Origin of the sequence: Saccharomonospora xinjiangensis XJ-54, from assembly GCF_000258175.1 — a bacterium.
Classification (GTDB): domain Bacteria; phylum Actinomycetota; class Actinomycetes; order Mycobacteriales; family Pseudonocardiaceae; genus Saccharomonospora; species Saccharomonospora xinjiangensis.
The window spans coordinates 4,016,759-4,032,278 of record NZ_JH636049.1 but is presented as its reverse complement, the minus strand read 5'-3'; the positions used below and the strand labels follow the sequence as shown (position 1 = coordinate 4,032,278).

Here is a 15,520-nt window from a genome sequence, read left to right as displayed (position 1 = left end):
TCCGCCACCACGGCCCTGCGAGTCGGTCGCGATGCCGGGGTCATCCCGCCAGCCCGGCGGCGAACATCAGGGCCATCCCGGCGCTCATGACGGCCCGGCAACCGAACCGGGACAGCACCCCCGCAGGCGGTCTCGTATCGCCACGCCTGACACGCACCACACGCCGCACGGTCGCCGCCACGTCGCCCGCGAAGTACAGCCCCAACACCGCCGCCACGGCTGGCAGCACGAACGTCCCGGTCACCGGTTCGCCCACCATCGTCGGCCACACGCTGTGTCCCGCGTCGCCGTGCGGCATCGCGGCCAGCATGTACACCATCGCCGCCGCGCTCACCCCGTGGTGGAGGTCGCAACCCCGGCACACGCCGCGCCCGGCCCGCTCGCGCAGCGCGGCGGCGAGAAACCAGCAGGCTGTGACGGCGAGCAGCGCCTGCCAGCCCGCCACCGGCACGGGGAAACCCACCGGTGACACCATCGCGAGCATCGCCACCGCCATCAGCAGCCCCGCGACATCGGCCTGCCGTGTCCCCGCACCGAGCGTGGCGTAGTCCAGCCGGACCAGCCTCGACAAGCACGGTCTGAGAAGCACGCCGAACACGGCGGTCGCACCCCACGCCACGGCCGTCGGAATGCCCATCGATGCCTCCTGCCCGGAAGCCACCCGGGCACCCACGCCTGCCCGCACCCGGAGGTCTCCACCGTGGCATCAACGCGCTTCATCCCACCAGCGGTCAGCCAGGTGAAAGATCACGCACGCTGGTGCACGCGGGGCGGCGCGACGAGGGCCACACTCGTAGTCTCGGCCGCATGCGCCTGTCGTTCCGGGCTCGCCGCGCTGCCCAGCTCGCGTTGACGGCCAACGCGCTGCACCCACTGCACGGGACCCACTGGGGGTTCCCGTCGTTCGTCACCGGGTGGCTCACCTCCGAGCTGGCACCTCACCTGCTCGCCCTGACCCTCACGGACACAGCCGCACACCTCGCACTCCGGGGAACCCGGCAGGCCGACCGCGCGGGGCTTGCCGCCGCCGCGCTGTCGGTCGCGGGACTCGGCTCACTGATCACTTCGGCGCAACGGGCACGAGGGGTCGTGGAGCAGGCACTCGCCGACGCGCTCGGCCCCGGCTACACCGGCATGCTCCGGCCACCGCCCTCCCCTTCCGACCTCGCCACGCCATGGGGACAGCTGGTGCTTCCGTTCCGCGTGCGCCATCCGGACGTCCGCACGGACCGGGACATCGCCTACTTCCAGGGCGGCAAGCGATTCCTGCTCGACATCCACCGGCCGAGGCGGCCGGGTTCTGGCCGGCCGGTACTGCTCCAGGTCCACGGCGGGGCATGGGTGTCGGGGAACAAGGGGCAGCAGGGCGTGCCGCTCATGCTGCACATGGCCGCACGCGGGTGGGTCTGCGTCGCGATCAACTACCCGCTCTCCCCCACCGCGCGCTGGCCACAGCACATCGTGGCGGCCAAGAGGGCGCTCGCCTGGGTGCGGAAGTCGATCGGCGACTACGGCGGTGACCCGTCGTTCGTGGCCGCCACCGGAGGATCGGCGGGAGGCCACCTCGCCGCGCTGCTCGCGCTGACGCCGAACGACCCGGCGTTCCAGCCGGGTTTCGAGGACGCCGACACGCACGTGCAGGCCTGCGTGCCCCACTACGGCGTGTACGACTTCGCGGCCACCAGCGGGGCACGGGCGAGCGAGGACCGCTTGCGGTACCTGCTCGCCCGCTACGTCGTGGGAACGGACCCGAGGCTGTCGCTGGACGACTACGTCGCCGCCTCACCGCTGGACCGCATCACCCGGTCCGCGCCGCCGTTCTTCGTGATCCACGGCGAGCACGACACACTGGTTCCCGTCCGGGAAGCCCGAGAGTTCGTGCGACGGCTGCGCGACGTGTCCGCGCAGCCGGTCGCCTACGCGGAGATCCCCGGCGCGCAGCACGCCTTCGACCTCTTCCCCTCCATCCGCAGCGCCCACGTCGTGCGGGGTGTGCAGCGGTTCCTCGACTGGGTCCACGCGCACCGCTGACAGCGGCCGGTGACGAGCACCGGACGCCGTCAGGCCCTCAGCTTGGGCAGCACCTCGCGGCCGAAAACCTCGAGCCACTCCTTCTGATTGCGCCCGACATTGTGGACGTAGATGCGCGTGAACCCGGCATCGACGTACCGCTGAAGCGCCGCACGATGCACGTCGGGATCGGACGAGACCACCATGCGCCCCTCGAAGTCTTCCCTGCGCACCAGCTTGGCCATCTGCTCGAAGTCGAACGGCGACCGGATGTCGGCCTTGGGGAACTTCATCCCGCCGTTGGGCCACTGCTCCAGCGCGTTGCGCCACGCCTGTTCGTCCGTGGCCGCCCAGGAAAGGTGAACCTGCAACAACTTCGGCATGCTGTCGGGGTCCTTGCCCGCTTTCCGCGCGCCGGTGGCGAAGTTGTCGAGGATGCCGGCGAGCTTGTCCAGCGACGCGCCAGGCGTGATCAGTCCGTCGGCGAGTTCCCCTGTCTTGCGCGACGTGTACGGGCCCGCTGAGGCGATGTAGACGGGCGGCGGGGTGTCCGGCAGTGTCCACAAGCGAGTGGTGTGCAGCTTGAAGAACTCACCACTGTGCTTGACGTCCTTGCCGCTGAACAGTTTGCGGATGATGTCGAGGGCCTCGAACATGCGGCGCACCCGCTCGGGAGCCTCCGGCCAGTACCCGCCGATGACGTGCTCGTTGAGCGCCTCACCCGAGCCGATGCCGAGCCAGGTGCGCCCGGGATAGGTCGCCTCCAACGTGGCCGCCGCCTGCGCCACCAGCGCCGGGTGCTGTCGGAACGAAGGGCACGTCACGCCGGGGCCGAGGTCTCCTGTGGTGTTCTCGGCGAGCGAGGCGAGCACACTCCACACGAAGGATGCCTGTCCCTGCGCCGGTACCCACGGCTGGAAATGGTCGGCGGCCATCTGCCCCGAGAAGCCGTGTCGCTCAGCCAGCGCGGCCAGCTCGACGGACTCCCGGGGAGAGAACTGCTCCAGCGCCGCCGCGATGCCGATCTGCACATCACCCACGTGTCGTCCCCATCTCGTCTCGATCCTTTCGGTGTCAGGCGAAACTACCCGCGCGCCGCAACCCGTGCCGATGTGTGAACACGGCGCGGGTCGGCGAGCACGGACGGCTGGCGGGTCGGTCGCTTCGCACACCACGGCCGAGCGGAACTGGGCCTGCCGGCCGCGACCGCCGCGATGCCGAACCGTTGTCACCGGCCAACCACAGAGGGTCCGAGTTTGTTCCCCTTCGTCACACGTTGCGGCGGTATTGCCCTCCGACCTCGAAGAAGGCATGGGTGATCTGCCCCAGCGAGCACACCCGCGCGGCGTCCATGAGGACCGCGAAGACGTTCTCGCCACCGGCCGCCGCCTCCCGCAGCCGCTCCAGCGCCCGCTGGGCCTCGTCGTGGTGCCGATCGTGGAAGTCGGCGAGCCGCCGCAACTGCGACTGCTTCTCCTCCTCGGTCGCCCGAGCCAGCTCCACCTCCACTTCGTCGGACTCCGGGTGGGGATTGCGGAACATGTTGACGCCGACGATCGGCAGCGAACCGTCGTGCTTGAGCCGCTCGTAGAGCATCGACTCGTCCTGGATCTTGCCGCGCTGGTAGCCGGTCTCCATCGCACCGAGCACGCCACCGCGCTCGGTGATGCGCTCGAACTCGGTGAGCACGGCCTCCTCGACCAGATCGGTGAGTTCGTCGATGATGAACGAGCCCTGGAGCGGGTTCTCGTTCTTCGAAAGCCCCCACTCCTTGTTGATGATCATCTGGATCGCCAGCGCCCTGCGCACCGAACTCTCCGTCGGCGTGGTGATCGCCTCGTCGTAGGCGTTGGTGTGCAGCGAGTTCGCGTTGTCGTACAGGGCGCACAGCGCCTGCAACGTCGTGCGGATGTCGTTGAAGCTCATCTCCTGGGCGTGCAGCGACCTTCCGGACGTCTGCACGTGGTACTTGAGCTTCTGCGACCGTTCGTTCGCGCCGTAGCGGTCGCGCATGGCGACCGCCCAGATCCGGCGGGCGACACGACCGAGCACCGAGTACTCCGCGTCCATGCCGTTGGAGAAGAAGAACGACAGGTTCGGCGCGAAGTCGTCGATGTGCATGCCCCGCGCCAGGTACGACTCGACGTAGGTGAAGCCGTTGGCCAGGGTGAACGCGAGCTGCGTGATGGGGTTCGCCCCCGCCTCGGCGATGTGGTAGCCCGAGATCGACACCGAGTAGAAGTTGCGGACACCGTTGGCGATGAACCACTCCTGGATGTCCGACATCATCCGCAGCGAGAACTCGGTGGAGAAAATGCAGGTGTTCTGCCCCTGATCCTCCTTGAGGATGTCGGCCTGCACGGTGCCGCGCACCTGGCGCAACGTCCACGCGCGGATCTCGGCGGCCTCGTCCTCCGTGGGTTCCCTGCCGTGTTCGGAGCGGAAGGCGTCCATCCGCTGGTCGATGGCCGTGTTGAGGAAGAACGCCAGGATCGTCGGCGCGGGGCCGTTGATGGTCATCGACACCGACGTGGTCGGCGCCGTGAGGTCGAACCCGTCGTAGAGGGCCTTCATGTCCGCGAGCGTGGCGATGGACACACCGGAGGTTCCCACCTTGCCGTAGATGTCGGGCCGCGTGTCCGGGTCCCAGCCGTAAAGCGTCACCGAGTCGAACGCCGTGGACAGCCGCTTGGCCTCGGAATCGGAGGACAGGTACTTGAACCGCCGGTTGGTCCGGAAGGCGTCGCCCTCGCCCGCGAACATCCGCGCCGGGTCCTCGCCGTCCCGCTTGAACGGGAAGACCCCCGCGGTGAACGGGAAGTAGCCGGGCAGGTGCTCGCGGCGGAGGAACGACAGCAGCTCACCCGGCTCGGTGTAGCGCGGCAGCGCCACCCTGGGAATCCGGCTGCCCGACAGCGTGTCCCGCCACAGCGAAGTGCGGATCTCCCTGTCCCGCACGGTGAACACGAGTTCGGAGCCCCGGTACTGCTCGGCCAGCTCGTCGTAGCTCTCCAGCAGCGCGGTCGTGTCCGCGTCGATCGCCGCGTTCGCCTTCTCCAGCAGCCGGTCGAGGTCGCCGGTGGAGGCGTTCTCCTCCGCGAGCGCGTCCCGCGCCGCTTCCAGCTGTGCCCGCCTGCGCACGGCCTCCACCTGCCTGCGGGTGCGCTCGTGATAGCGCCGCACGGTGTCGGCGATCTCGGCGAGGTAGCGGGTGCGGTTGCCCGGGATGACGACACTGGTATCGGTGGACACCTTGCCTTCCACCTGCGGCAGCACGCCGGCCGACACGGAAAGCCCGTTCTCGGCGAGCAGCTCGCGCAGGTGCTGGTAGAGCGCGGTGACTCCGTCGTCGTTGAACTTCGCGGCGCTCGTCCCGAAGACCGGCATGTCCTCAGGAGAGGCTCCGAACGCCTCGCGGTTGCGGATCATCTGACGTGCCACGTCACGGCGGGCGTCCTCCGCTCCACGACGCTCGAACTTGTTGATGGCCACGACGTCGGCGAAGTCGAGCATGTCGATCTTTTCGAGCTGCGACGCGGCACCGAACTCGGGCGTCATCACGTACAGCGTGTGATCGACGTGATCGACGATGCCCGCGTCGCCCTGCCCGATGCCGGGCGTCTCGACGACCACCAGGTCGTACCCTGCGGCCTTGCACGCCAGCACCGCGTCGTCGAGCCCGGTGGGGATCTCCGAACCCGCACCCCGGGTGGCGAGCGAACGGAAGTAGACCCGGTCGCCGGTCAGGCTGTTCATGCGGATCCGGTCACCGAGCAGCGCACCGCCACCACGACGGCGGGTGGGATCGACGGCGAGTACCGCGATCCTCAGCTTGTCCTCCTGGTCGAGCCGAAAGCGGCGGATCAGCTCGTCGGTCAACGACGACTTGCCGGAGCCACCGGTGCCGGTGATCCCCAGCACTGGCACCGAGCGGGCCGCCGCGGCCTCGGCGATGGCCGCCCGCCAGTCCTCGGGCAGCACCCCCTGCTGAAGACGGGTGATGGTGCGCGCGAGCGTCGGCATGTCACCGGCGACGAGCGCGTCCACAGAGCCGGTCTGCTCGGTGGACAGGTCCACGTCGCACTCCCGGATCATCAGGTTGATCATGCCGGGGAGGCCGAGTTCGAGGCCGTCGTCCGGGGAGAAGATCCGGGCGACGCCGCGCGAGTGCAGCAGCTCGATCTCCTCGCGCACGATGACCCCGCCGCCACCGCCGTAGACGCGGATGTGCCCGGCCCCGCGTTCCCTCAGCAGGTCAACGAGGTAGGTGAAGTACTCGACGTGCCCGCCCTGATAGGCGCTGATGGCGACACCCTGGACGTCCTCCGAGATGGCGGCTGTCACCACCTCGTCAACCGAGCGGTTGTGCCCGAGATGCACCACCTCGGCACCCTGCGACTGGAGGATGCGCCGCATGATGTTGATCGACGCGTCGTGACCGTCGAACAGGCTCGCAGCGGTCACGAACCGGACTGGGTGCGCGGGTCGATGGAGTTCGGAGGTCATACCTCCAAAATACTTGGACTTCCTACTTTTTGAGAACCGACGCACACCGTGATGCGGACCTCACACTCACTGGCGTCAGCGTCCGTTCACGACGCGGAGTTCGCCGCCCTCAGCGCGATCCACTGCCGCATCGCGTACTCCACCAGCGTGATGAGCGTCTGCTTGGTGGACTCCCTGTCGCGGGCATCGCACCGCACGATCGGGATACCCGGGTCGATGGACAGCGCCTCGCGAACATCGTTCAGGTCGTGCTGGAGCACCCCGTCGAACGTGTTGACCCCGACGATGTACGGAAGGCCGCGGTCCTCGAAGAAGTCAACCGGCGCGAACGAGTCGGCCAGCCGCCGGGTGTCCGCCAGCACCACCGCGCCGATGGCCCCGCGCACGAGGTCGTCCCACATGAACCAGAAGCGCTGCTGTCCGGGCGTGCCGAACAGATACAGGATGAGATCCTTGTCGAGCGACACTCTGCCGAAGTCCATGGCGACGGTCGTGGTCGCCTTGTTCGGCGTCGCCTCAAGGTCGTCGATGCCGGTACTCGCATCGGTCATCATCGCCTCGGTGGTCAACGGAACGATCTCGGACACCGAGCCGACAAACGTCGTCTTGCCGGCGCCGAACCCGCCCGCCACGACGATCTTGGCGGACGTCATCGTCTTCGGCGCGGCTTCGCGCGGTGCCTTAAAGCCGGCGGAGTCCACTCAACACCCTTTCCATCAACGTCAGGTGCGCCTCGGCGCCTTCGTCACCAGAGACGGTCCTGTGCACGGTGACCAGTCCCGCATCGGCAGCATCGCTGATCAGCACCCGAGCCACGCCCAGTGGTACCCGAAGCCGTGAGGCGATCTCCGCAACCGACTGCGGGGTACGACATTCTTCCATGATCACCTGAAGCTCGATCTGGTCGGGCACCGCGAGGAGCGCCGCGGCACGCGTCGAGATCAGTGTCTCCAGTTCCAGGTGGTGATTCGCCTTGGTCCGGCCACCGGTGAGGGCGTAAGGACGGACGAACCCGGTCTCCTCCGCCGGCTGCAACGGGAAAGCTTCGACTGCCACAGGCTGCTCCTTGATGCTCGTTCCGTTCTCGCCGTGTCCGTTCCCTGGCCCCGCCTGCCCGGAACCCCGGGCAGCCCCGCCCTTCCCTGCCCGCGCCCTGGTGGAGGCAGGCTCGTCACGGGGAGTCGGGGGCCCCGGGCTCATCGCGCGGTCATCCCACCGGTTCGCCGATCCGAGGTCCGCTCGACCCCTGGAGCTGAGCCCGGAGTTCCGGGGTGAGGAGCTGCCCCACGCGCTCCACCAGCAGCGTCATCTCGTAGGCGACCTGGCCGATGTCGCAGTTCGGAGCGGCGAGCACGGCGAGGCACGAGCCGTCGCTGATCGACATGAGCACCATGATCCCGAGTTCCATCTCCACCACGGTCTCGGTCACGGCGCCCGCCTCGAAACACCGTGCCGCACCCTGCGTGAGGCTGACCAGCCCGGACGCGACCGCCGCGAGCTGGTCGGCGCGGTCGAGCGGCAACCGGTTCGACGACGTCAGCAGAAGGCCGTCCGCCGAAACCACGACGGCGTGCGCGACACCCGGCACCCGCTCGGCGAAGTCGTTCACCAGCCATCCGAACTGGTTCTGCTGGGGCGCAGAGCGATCCGCCACGGTCATTCACCCTCCAGTCTTCCGTCTGCGTTGCCGGTCTCACTTGCGGTGTGATGCCGACCTCTGCGGACTCCCTGTTGAAAGCTTGCCAGCCTCCCTCGCACGTCTGCGGGGTCCCTCGGCAGCCTCCGGCGCGGCTCGGCCTGCCCCTCGGGGGCCGCGCTGCCGGGAAGCAGCCTCTCCCCACGCCGTCGCCGAGGCAAACCGGACGCGGTGTAGCTCGCCGGCTCGGCACGGGACACCTCGTCAACCGCTCTCCAGCGCTCATCGACAGCGAAAGCCCAGCTCGCGGCGCCGTGCTCGGGCGCGCGCGTTCCGGCGGGACCGCCGTCGGGAGCCTCGCCCGCCCTCTCGGGCGAATCGGTGGAAGGTCGTGAGTTGTCGGTGAACAGCCCCGCCCCACCGGCCACGACGTCGGTTGTCTCCGTGGCGCTTGGCTCGTCGGCGGCGGCTCCCGGCCTGACACGCCTCGGCCGCACCGCCTGGTCTTCTCCCTGCTCGCCGTCGCCGGGCGCGTCCTCCCTGCGATGCCGCCGCCCCCTCGTGACGCCCTGCTGAAAGCTGCTGAGCCTGCCGAGGACGTCGGCGGGGTCGCGCGGGCGGCGCTGCTGAGACTCGCCGGACGACCGTTCAGCGCTCTCACCACCACCGGGCGTGGCGCTGCCGGGCAGCAGCCGCTCACCTCGTTTGCGGCGGGGCAGACCGGCCTCGGTGAACTCCGAGGGAGCCTCGCGTTGCGAGACCTCCTGCACGGTCTTCCAGGTCCGGTCGGCGGCGAACTCCCAGTTGCCGCTCTCCTCGGGAGACCCGCTGCCCGCGGCGTCGGTGACCTTGCGGAACCACGCCGACACCATCTCGTCGAAGATCGGGGTCGTCTCGGCGTTGTCCACGGCCGCCTTGCGGGCCCTCCGCTGTTCCTCGGTCGGAACCCCCGAGTCCGTCTCGGTGACGGCAGCACTCCACCAGTCGTTGACCGCCGTGCTGTTCGCCTCGAAGAGCTTGCTGCCGGACAGTGGTTCGCCGCTGCGGTCGCCCCCACGTTCCCTGTCGCGTCGGGCTGCGGCCAGGCCCTCACTGGCCCTCGCATGTTCGGCGGCCTGCGCCTCCGAAGGCCAGGCCGGTGTCACGACGTCGGCCTGCGCGCCGTCACCCGCCTGTGCCGTGACCCCGCCCGGCGCGGGCTGCCGGGGTGGGGTCGGGCCGCCCTCTGCGGCCTCGTCCCACCCTGCGGGGGTGAACAAGGCCGATCCGGCCATCTCGTTGCCCGGTACGGCCTGCGCTGCCGCGCCGTCGCCACCGGGCGACGCCGATCGTGCTGCCGCGCTGCGGCCCGGCCTTCTCCGGGGCAGCGGACCTCCCGGCGTGTCCAGCGTCCCCGCGGGGAGCGGCCTCTCCGGCACCGCTCCGCCACCGGCCTCCGCAACCGTCGTTCCCGGAGTCCGGACAGCACCGGCGGCGTTCGCCGGTCCCCCTGCCAGCGCGTCCGCCACCGGATACGGAGCTTGCTCATCCGTCACGAGCTCCGCGGGGACGGCGACGGTGGCTCGCACTCCGACGATGTCCTTGCCACCGTGCAGCTCGACGCCGAATCCGTGCCTGCTCGCGAGCCTTCCCACCACGAACAGCCCCATCCGGCGCGACGTGGTGCGATCGATCGTGCCTGCCTCGGAGAGCCGCTCGTTGGCTTCGGCGACCTCGGCCTCGTTCATGCCGATGCCCTTGTCGAGGATGTCGATGGACAACGACGCGTCATCGAGCTGCCGCGTCGCCACGGTCACCTGCGTCTCGGGCGCGGAGAAGGCGGTGGCGTTGTCGAGCAGCTCCGCCACGAGCCTGATGAGGTCGCCCGCCGCGTAACCGACCACGCTGACCGGCGGAGGGGTGCGCACCGTGACCCGCTGGTACTGCTCGATCTCCGACACCGCTGCGCGTAACACGTCGGTGGCGCTCACCGGCTGGCCGGACCGGCGCGCGGGCTCGGCGCCGGAGAGCACCATCAGATTCTCGTTGTTGCGGCGCATCCGGGTGGCGAGATGGTCGAGCTGGAACAGCGTGGCGAGCTGGTCGGCGTCCTCCTCGTCGCGCTCGAGCCGTTCGATCAGCTGGAGCTGCCGCTGCACGAGGCTCTGGCTCCGGCGGGAGAGGTTGACGAACACGGACGCGTATCCGGCGCGCATCCCGGCCTGCTCTGCCGCCAGCCGCAGCGCCTCGCTGTGCACGGCGTCGAACGCCCTGGCCACCTCACCGATCTCGTCACGGGTGGAGATCGGCACGGGGTTGATCTCGGTGTCGTCGGTGTGGCCCTCCTGGATCGCCTGCACGGCCTCGGGCAACTCGTGCTCGGCGACCTCCAGCGCGGTGTTCCTCAAGATCTTCAGCGAGCGCAGCAGCTGCCGGGCGATCACGAACACGACAGCCGCGGCGAGCACGAACGACACGAACAGCGCCACGGCCAGCATCCCGACGCCGGTGCCCGCGTCGTCGGCCAGCGCCCCTGTCCCCCCTGTGAGCTGGTCGCCCAGCCGGTCGGTGACCGTGCCCATGGCGGTGAACACCGCCGCGGCGGTCTCGGCCCACTCGCCCGCGTCCGTCGAGGCCAGCAACTCGCTGCCCGCGTCCTGGCTCGACAGCACGGCGTCCACGACGCGCTGGTACTCGTCGAACGCCGCACCGCGCACCGTCTCGTCGAAGAGTGCGCGCTGCGCTTCCGTGGCCGCGGCCGAGAACTCGGCGAGCCTGTCGGCGCGGCGCACGTCGGCCGTTCGGACGGCGCCGAATTCGCTGGGCGCGAGCCCGAACGCGATTCCGTGCGCGACGAGAGCCTGGTGGACCGACACCTCCTCGCGGGCGACGAGCAGGTCGTGCATGGCATCGGCTGTGGCGCCGAGACCGTCGTCGGCCCCGATCCCGCTGACCACCGCGGTGTCCACGTCGAGCAGTGCCGCCGTGACGGCCCGGTACTCGGTGACGGCCTCGACGGCGCCGAGTTGCCCGCTCTCGGCCCTGTCGCGGATTCCGCCCAGCGCGGCGAGCTGCTTGTCGAGTTCCGCCCGCGCGGCCGACAGCCGATCGCCGGTCTCGGCGAGTGATTCCGTCAGCGGAGCCCGCGCGCGATCGACCTCCTCGCGAGCCCCGCGCACGTCCTCGGCGTCGAGCCCCTCGCCGTCGGTCAGCGCCGCGGCGGTGAGCGTGCGCTCGCGCTGCACCGCGTCGAGCAGCACGCGTGTCGCCGCGCTGACCTCGGCAAGCCTGTTCTGTTCCTCGTACTTGTCCGCACTGCCGATCCGGCTGCCGAGGGTGATCGCGCCGAGAACCACCGCGATGACGATCGGGACGAGCGTGACGGCCCCGAGTTTGAGCGGGAGGTTCCAGTCACGCCAACGCAGGGCCGCACGCCAGCCGGAACGAGGACGAGCCTCCTCACCGAGGAGTTCGCCCACCGGCACTTGGCCATCTGACGCAACCTTCACGAAGGTGACTCCTCCTCCGGCTCGCCCACTGTCCTGACGATGTGCGCGGCTCGTCCACCCTCAACGTGCGCTGTGAGCTCGTCGTCTGGATGGGCGCCGCTGCCTCGTCGATTCGCGCCTCTTGTCCTTCCGTCGTCCCGATCCTCCGGCCACGGCAGCACGTCACGTACGAGCGGACGCACCCTCCGTGACACCCGTCGGCCGTGCCACGGGCGGGGAGTTCGGTCGGCGGTGGACCGAGCCTACACCACGGGCCGGCCCCTTGATCTTGTTCGCGAACACGTCTCTGACCTGCGGAAACCAAGCCAGGAGACGATCTTCACGGACGGACGCACCCCGAGGCGCGCTGCGCCGATCGCACTGTGGTTACGGGTTTCATCAGTTCGAGCCGGTCAAGGGTCACCCACTCAGCCGATCACAACCCGCAGCAGTCACCCGTTCAGCTCAGCTCTGCGGGATTCTGGGTGGAACCCGGGTCACAAATGTGCACGATCTTGTGTCCCACGACCAGGGCGAACGGCAGGCCGGTGTGCCCTGGAGATTCGCCCTCCTCCGGGGCTCAGGTAGCCGTCCTCTCCCCTCACCGGGTCGCCCCTACCCTCGAAAGGCGTGAACGACACGGTCGCCCGCATTCGCGCCTTCCTCGACACACATCGCCCACCCACACCGTGCCTGGTGATCGACATCGACACGGTGATCGACCGCTACCGGCGGCTCACGAGCGCGTTCCCAGGTTGCCGTGTGCAGTACGCGGTGAAGGCCAATCCGCACCCGGCCGTCCTCCGTGCCCTCGTCGAGGCAGGCGCCGCCTTCGACGTCGCCAGTCCCGGTGAGATCGAACTGTGCCTCGCGGCAGGAGCGGAACCCGGCACGCTGTCGTACGGCAACACGATCAAGAAACCCTCCGACATCGCCCACGCCGACGCCAGGGGCGTCCGGGAGTACACGTTCGACTCCGCCTCCGACCTCGACAACCTGGCGGCCTGCGCACCGGGAGCGCAGGTGTCGGCACGCCTGCTGGTCAGGGGCGGCCCCGACTCGGTCACGCCATTCGGCCACAAGTTCGGTTGTCCTGCCGACGACGCCGCCACCCTGCTGCGGCGCGCCGCCGAGAAGGGCCTCGTCCCTGTCGGCGTCAGCTTCCACGTCGGATCGCAGCAACTGGACCCCACCGCGTGGGACGTCGCGGTGGCCGAGGCCGCGAAGGTGTTCGCTGCCACCGCCGAACACGGTGCCGCACTGCACAGGCTCAACATCGGCGGCGGGTTCGGAATCCCGTACAACGACCCCGCGCCCGAGATCGGCGACTACGCGGATGCCGTCACCGCCGCCGTGCGCGCCCACTTCCCTCGTGCTCCGGAACTGGTGTGCGAGCCGGGGCGCGCCGTCGTCGCCGAGGCCGGGCTCATCCGCAGCGAGGTCGTCGTCGTGTCCCGCAAACTCCCCACCGACCCGCACCGGTGGGTGTTTCTCGACATCGGCCGCTACAACGGGCTCGCCGAGACGGAGAACGAGGCGATCGCCTACCGGCTCGAACCCGTGGGACAGCACTCGCCGGAGGACGGCCCTGTGATCATCGCGGGGCCGACGTGCGATGGTGACGACGTGCTCTACCAGAGGACGCCGTACCGGCTTCCGATGTCGTTGCGGCCGGGCGACGCGATCGACATCCTGGCGTCCGGCGCGTACACGGCGAGCTACTCGTCGGTGGCGTTCAACGGGATCGAGCCGTTGCGTACGTACTGCATTTCCGAAGGGAGGCTGATCAGTGCCGAGTGAGTTCGTGCCGGTCGGTGTGTTCTCGGGCAAGCACGTCCTCGCCGAGCTCGGCGGGGTCGAAGGACGGCTGCTCGACGACGAGGAGTTCCTGCGAACCACCCTGGCGAGCACGTTGACCGACGCTGGTGCGACGGTGTGTGACGTCATCGCTCACCGCTTCGAACCGCAGGGCGTGACCGTGCTGGCGATGCTGGCCGAATCCCACGCCTCCGTCCACACCTATCCGGAACTCGGGGCCGTGTTCGTCGATGTCTTCACCTGCGGCGAACGCGCTGATCCGGAACACGCCGTGCGGCTGCTCGCCAAAGCACTCGGCACCGAGCCCGAGTCCATGTCCACGATCAGCAGGGGCAGGCCTGCGAAGGCGGTGATGTGATGACCATGCGGATCACAGAACCGATGGGCGAGGGGCTGGCCCGCGTCTGGGACGTGTCCGAGGTTCTGCTCGACACCCGAACCGACTACCAGCACGTGGTCATCGGCCGCACGGCGCAGGGCGTCTCCCTGTTCTGCGACGACGAGCGGCAGAGCACGGAGGAAAGCCAGCTCGTCTACCACGAAGCGCTGATGGTGCCCCCGATGCTGCTCGCGGACACGGTGAGGCGGGTTCTGATCATCGGGTCGAGTGAGGGGGTCGCCAGCCAACTCGCCGTCGCCTACGGAGCGACGGAGGTGGACCACGTCGATATCGACGCCGAGACCGTGCGGCAGTGCGCCAGCCATCTGCCCTACGGTTACACACCCGAGCAACTGGCCGAGGCCGAACGCGGTGACGGCCCCATCCGGGTCCACTACCGCGACGGCTGGGAGTTCCTCTCGGCCACGACGACCCGCTACGACGTCGTGGTGATCGATCTCCCCGACGAGAACGCCGACTCCGAGGCGCAGCACAACCGCCTCTACGGCGAGGACTTCCTGCGTCGTTGCACGGCTGTGCTGGCGGAGGGCGGGGTCGTCTGCTGCCAGGCAGGCTGTCCCACGGTGTGGCGCAACGACACACTCCTCGCGGCGTGGGAACGGTTCACCCGCGTGTTCGGCACCGTCGTGTACTTCGGCTCCGACGAGCACGAATGGGCGTTCCTCTCGGGTCGCCCCGATGTGCTCGACGCCCCGGTGCTGTCGATGACCGAGGCGCTGGCGAGGTCGGCCTACCTGCCCGAATCGATCGACGCCGACACGCTGCGAGGCTGCACCGTGCCGCCGCGTTCGGTGAGGGTCAGAGCTTCCGGCCCTCGGTGACCCTCCGGGTCACGGCCCGCTCCACGACGAAGGAGAAGAAGGGCACGCATCCGGCGAGCAGCACGCCGATCGTGCCCTTCACCGACCACCGGGCCTTCAGGGCGAGATCCACGGCGAGCACGAGGTACACCATGTAGATCACGCCGTGGATGGGTGAGTACACGGCCGAGGGGCCCGGGTTGTCGAACACGTAGCGGATCACCATGACCACGACGAGACCGAGCAGGCCGAGACCCGTGACGAAGGCAGCCACCCTGAAGCGCTGCAACGGTTTCCGCAAGTCTGCCTTCGCCGCCGTCTCGTCCCGCGCGGTCGTCACCATGTCAGTTCCTCTCCTGCTCACGGGCATTCAGTTGCGCCAGATAGGCGTTGTACTCCGCCAGCGCCACGTCTTCCGGGTCCTCGACATCCCCGCCGCGGGTGTCCTCGCTGTCGGCGGCACGCCGCACGACCGGCGTACGGGCGGTCCGCGTCCGCTGCCGTGGTCCAGCGGAACCCTCGTTCGTGATCGCGGCGGCTTCACCGGCCATGACGGCATCGACGGTGCCGGTGCCGTCTCCGGCGTTCGCGCGCGCCTGCCTGCGTAGCTTGGCCATCCGCCAGAACATGAACGCGGGGAAGAGCCCGAACAGCGGCCACTGCAATACGTAGCCGAGGTTCTGGTAGCTACCCCCTGCCGAGGTGAAGCGATCCCACTGCCACCACGCCAGCCCGCTGCACACGGCGAGGCTCAGCACGGACACGCAGGCGATCAGCAGCTTGCGCGAGGCCCGCGAGGCTGTGGAGCGACGATCGGACACGCCCCCGACGCTAGCACCCCCACCGGGAACGGCGACGGCTCGCCCGGTTTCACCTGTGATGT

The 15,520-nt window shown here is 69.3% G+C and carries 13 protein-coding genes; 4 read left to right on the top strand and 9 right to left on the bottom strand.

Going from position 1 to position 15,520, the window contains the following annotated elements; translation table 11 throughout:
* Positions 1–40: 40 nt before the first annotated feature.
* A complete protein-coding gene (locus SACXIDRAFT_RS18285) occupies positions 41–637 on the bottom strand; it encodes a DUF5134 domain-containing protein (protein ID WP_006240128.1) in 597 nt (198 codons plus the stop codon).
* A gap of 170 nt (positions 638–807) precedes the next feature.
* Between SACXIDRAFT_RS18285 and SACXIDRAFT_RS18280 the strand changes: the two genes are divergently transcribed.
* Positions 808–2,031: an alpha/beta hydrolase gene (locus tag SACXIDRAFT_RS18280; RefSeq protein ID WP_006240127.1), complete on the top strand. Its 1,224-nt coding sequence runs from the start codon at positions 808–810 to the stop codon at positions 2,029–2,031.
* 29 nt (positions 2,032–2,060) lie between these two features.
* Here SACXIDRAFT_RS18280 and SACXIDRAFT_RS18275 read toward each other — a convergent pair whose 3' ends face one another.
* The 6 genes from SACXIDRAFT_RS18275 to SACXIDRAFT_RS18250 form a co-directional block, all read right to left on the bottom strand.
* On the bottom strand, positions 2,061–3,050 hold the full coding sequence (locus SACXIDRAFT_RS18275) for a TIGR03557 family F420-dependent LLM class oxidoreductase (RefSeq protein ID WP_006240126.1): 990 nt from the start codon (positions 3,048–3,050) through the stop codon (positions 2,061–2,063).
* A gap of 229 nt (positions 3,051–3,279) precedes the next feature.
* A complete protein-coding gene (gene icmF / locus SACXIDRAFT_RS18270) occupies positions 3,280–6,516 on the bottom strand; it encodes a fused isobutyryl-CoA mutase/GTPase IcmF (RefSeq protein WP_006240125.1) in 3,237 nt (1,078 codons plus the stop codon).
* 86 nt (positions 6,517–6,602) lie between these two features.
* Positions 6,603–7,217, bottom strand: coding sequence for a GTP-binding protein (locus tag SACXIDRAFT_RS18265; RefSeq protein WP_006240124.1), 615 nt, complete (start codon positions 7,215–7,217; stop codon positions 6,603–6,605).
* Complete coding sequence (locus SACXIDRAFT_RS18260; protein ID WP_006240123.1) at positions 7,198–7,572, bottom strand: DUF742 domain-containing protein; 375 nt, start codon at positions 7,570–7,572, stop codon at positions 7,198–7,200. Before SACXIDRAFT_RS18260 ends, SACXIDRAFT_RS18265 begins: the two co-directional genes overlap by 20 nt.
* Before the next feature lie 151 nt (positions 7,573–7,723).
* On the bottom strand, positions 7,724–8,176 hold the full coding sequence (locus tag SACXIDRAFT_RS18255; protein WP_006240121.1) for a roadblock/LC7 domain-containing protein: 453 nt from the start codon (positions 8,174–8,176) through the stop codon (positions 7,724–7,726).
* On the bottom strand, positions 8,173–11,640 hold the full coding sequence (locus SACXIDRAFT_RS18250; RefSeq protein ID WP_006240119.1) for a nitrate- and nitrite sensing domain-containing protein: 3,468 nt from the start codon (positions 11,638–11,640) through the stop codon (positions 8,173–8,175). Before SACXIDRAFT_RS18250 ends, SACXIDRAFT_RS18255 begins: the two co-directional genes overlap by 4 nt.
* Positions 11,641–12,249: 609 nt before the next feature.
* Here SACXIDRAFT_RS18250 and SACXIDRAFT_RS18245 point away from each other — a divergent pair.
* Genes SACXIDRAFT_RS18245 through SACXIDRAFT_RS18235 form a run of 3 tightly spaced genes read left to right on the top strand, consistent with a single transcriptional unit; the run spans position 12,250 to position 14,658 of the window.
* Positions 12,250–13,419, top strand: coding sequence for a type III PLP-dependent enzyme (locus SACXIDRAFT_RS18245; RefSeq protein WP_006240118.1), 1,170 nt, complete (start codon positions 12,250–12,252; stop codon positions 13,417–13,419).
* Positions 13,409–13,795 carry an adenosylmethionine decarboxylase gene (speD, locus tag SACXIDRAFT_RS18240; protein ID WP_006240117.1) on the top strand — a complete coding sequence of 129 codons (387 nt, stop codon included), beginning with the start codon at positions 13,409–13,411 and terminating at the stop codon, positions 13,793–13,795. Before SACXIDRAFT_RS18245 ends, speD begins: the two co-directional genes overlap by 11 nt.
* The gene (locus SACXIDRAFT_RS18235; RefSeq protein ID WP_006240116.1) at positions 13,795–14,658 is read left to right on the top strand and encodes a spermidine synthase; all 864 of its coding nucleotides are present in this window, start codon (positions 13,795–13,797) and stop codon (positions 14,656–14,658) included. Before speD ends, SACXIDRAFT_RS18235 begins: the two co-directional genes overlap by 1 nt.
* Here the strand turns inward: SACXIDRAFT_RS18235 and SACXIDRAFT_RS18230 are convergent.
* Positions 14,636–14,980 (bottom strand): DUF3817 domain-containing protein, encoded by a 345-nt coding sequence (locus SACXIDRAFT_RS18230; RefSeq protein ID WP_006240115.1) that lies wholly within the window; start codon positions 14,978–14,980, stop codon positions 14,636–14,638. The two genes, SACXIDRAFT_RS18235 and SACXIDRAFT_RS18230, sit on opposite strands and share 23 nt — an antisense overlap.
* Position 14,981: 1 nt before the next feature.
* Positions 14,982–15,458 carry a glucitol operon activator-like protein gene (locus SACXIDRAFT_RS18225; RefSeq protein ID WP_040922267.1) on the bottom strand — a complete coding sequence of 159 codons (477 nt, stop codon included), beginning with the start codon at positions 15,456–15,458 and terminating at the stop codon, positions 14,982–14,984.
* Positions 15,459–15,520 lie beyond the last annotated feature (62 nt).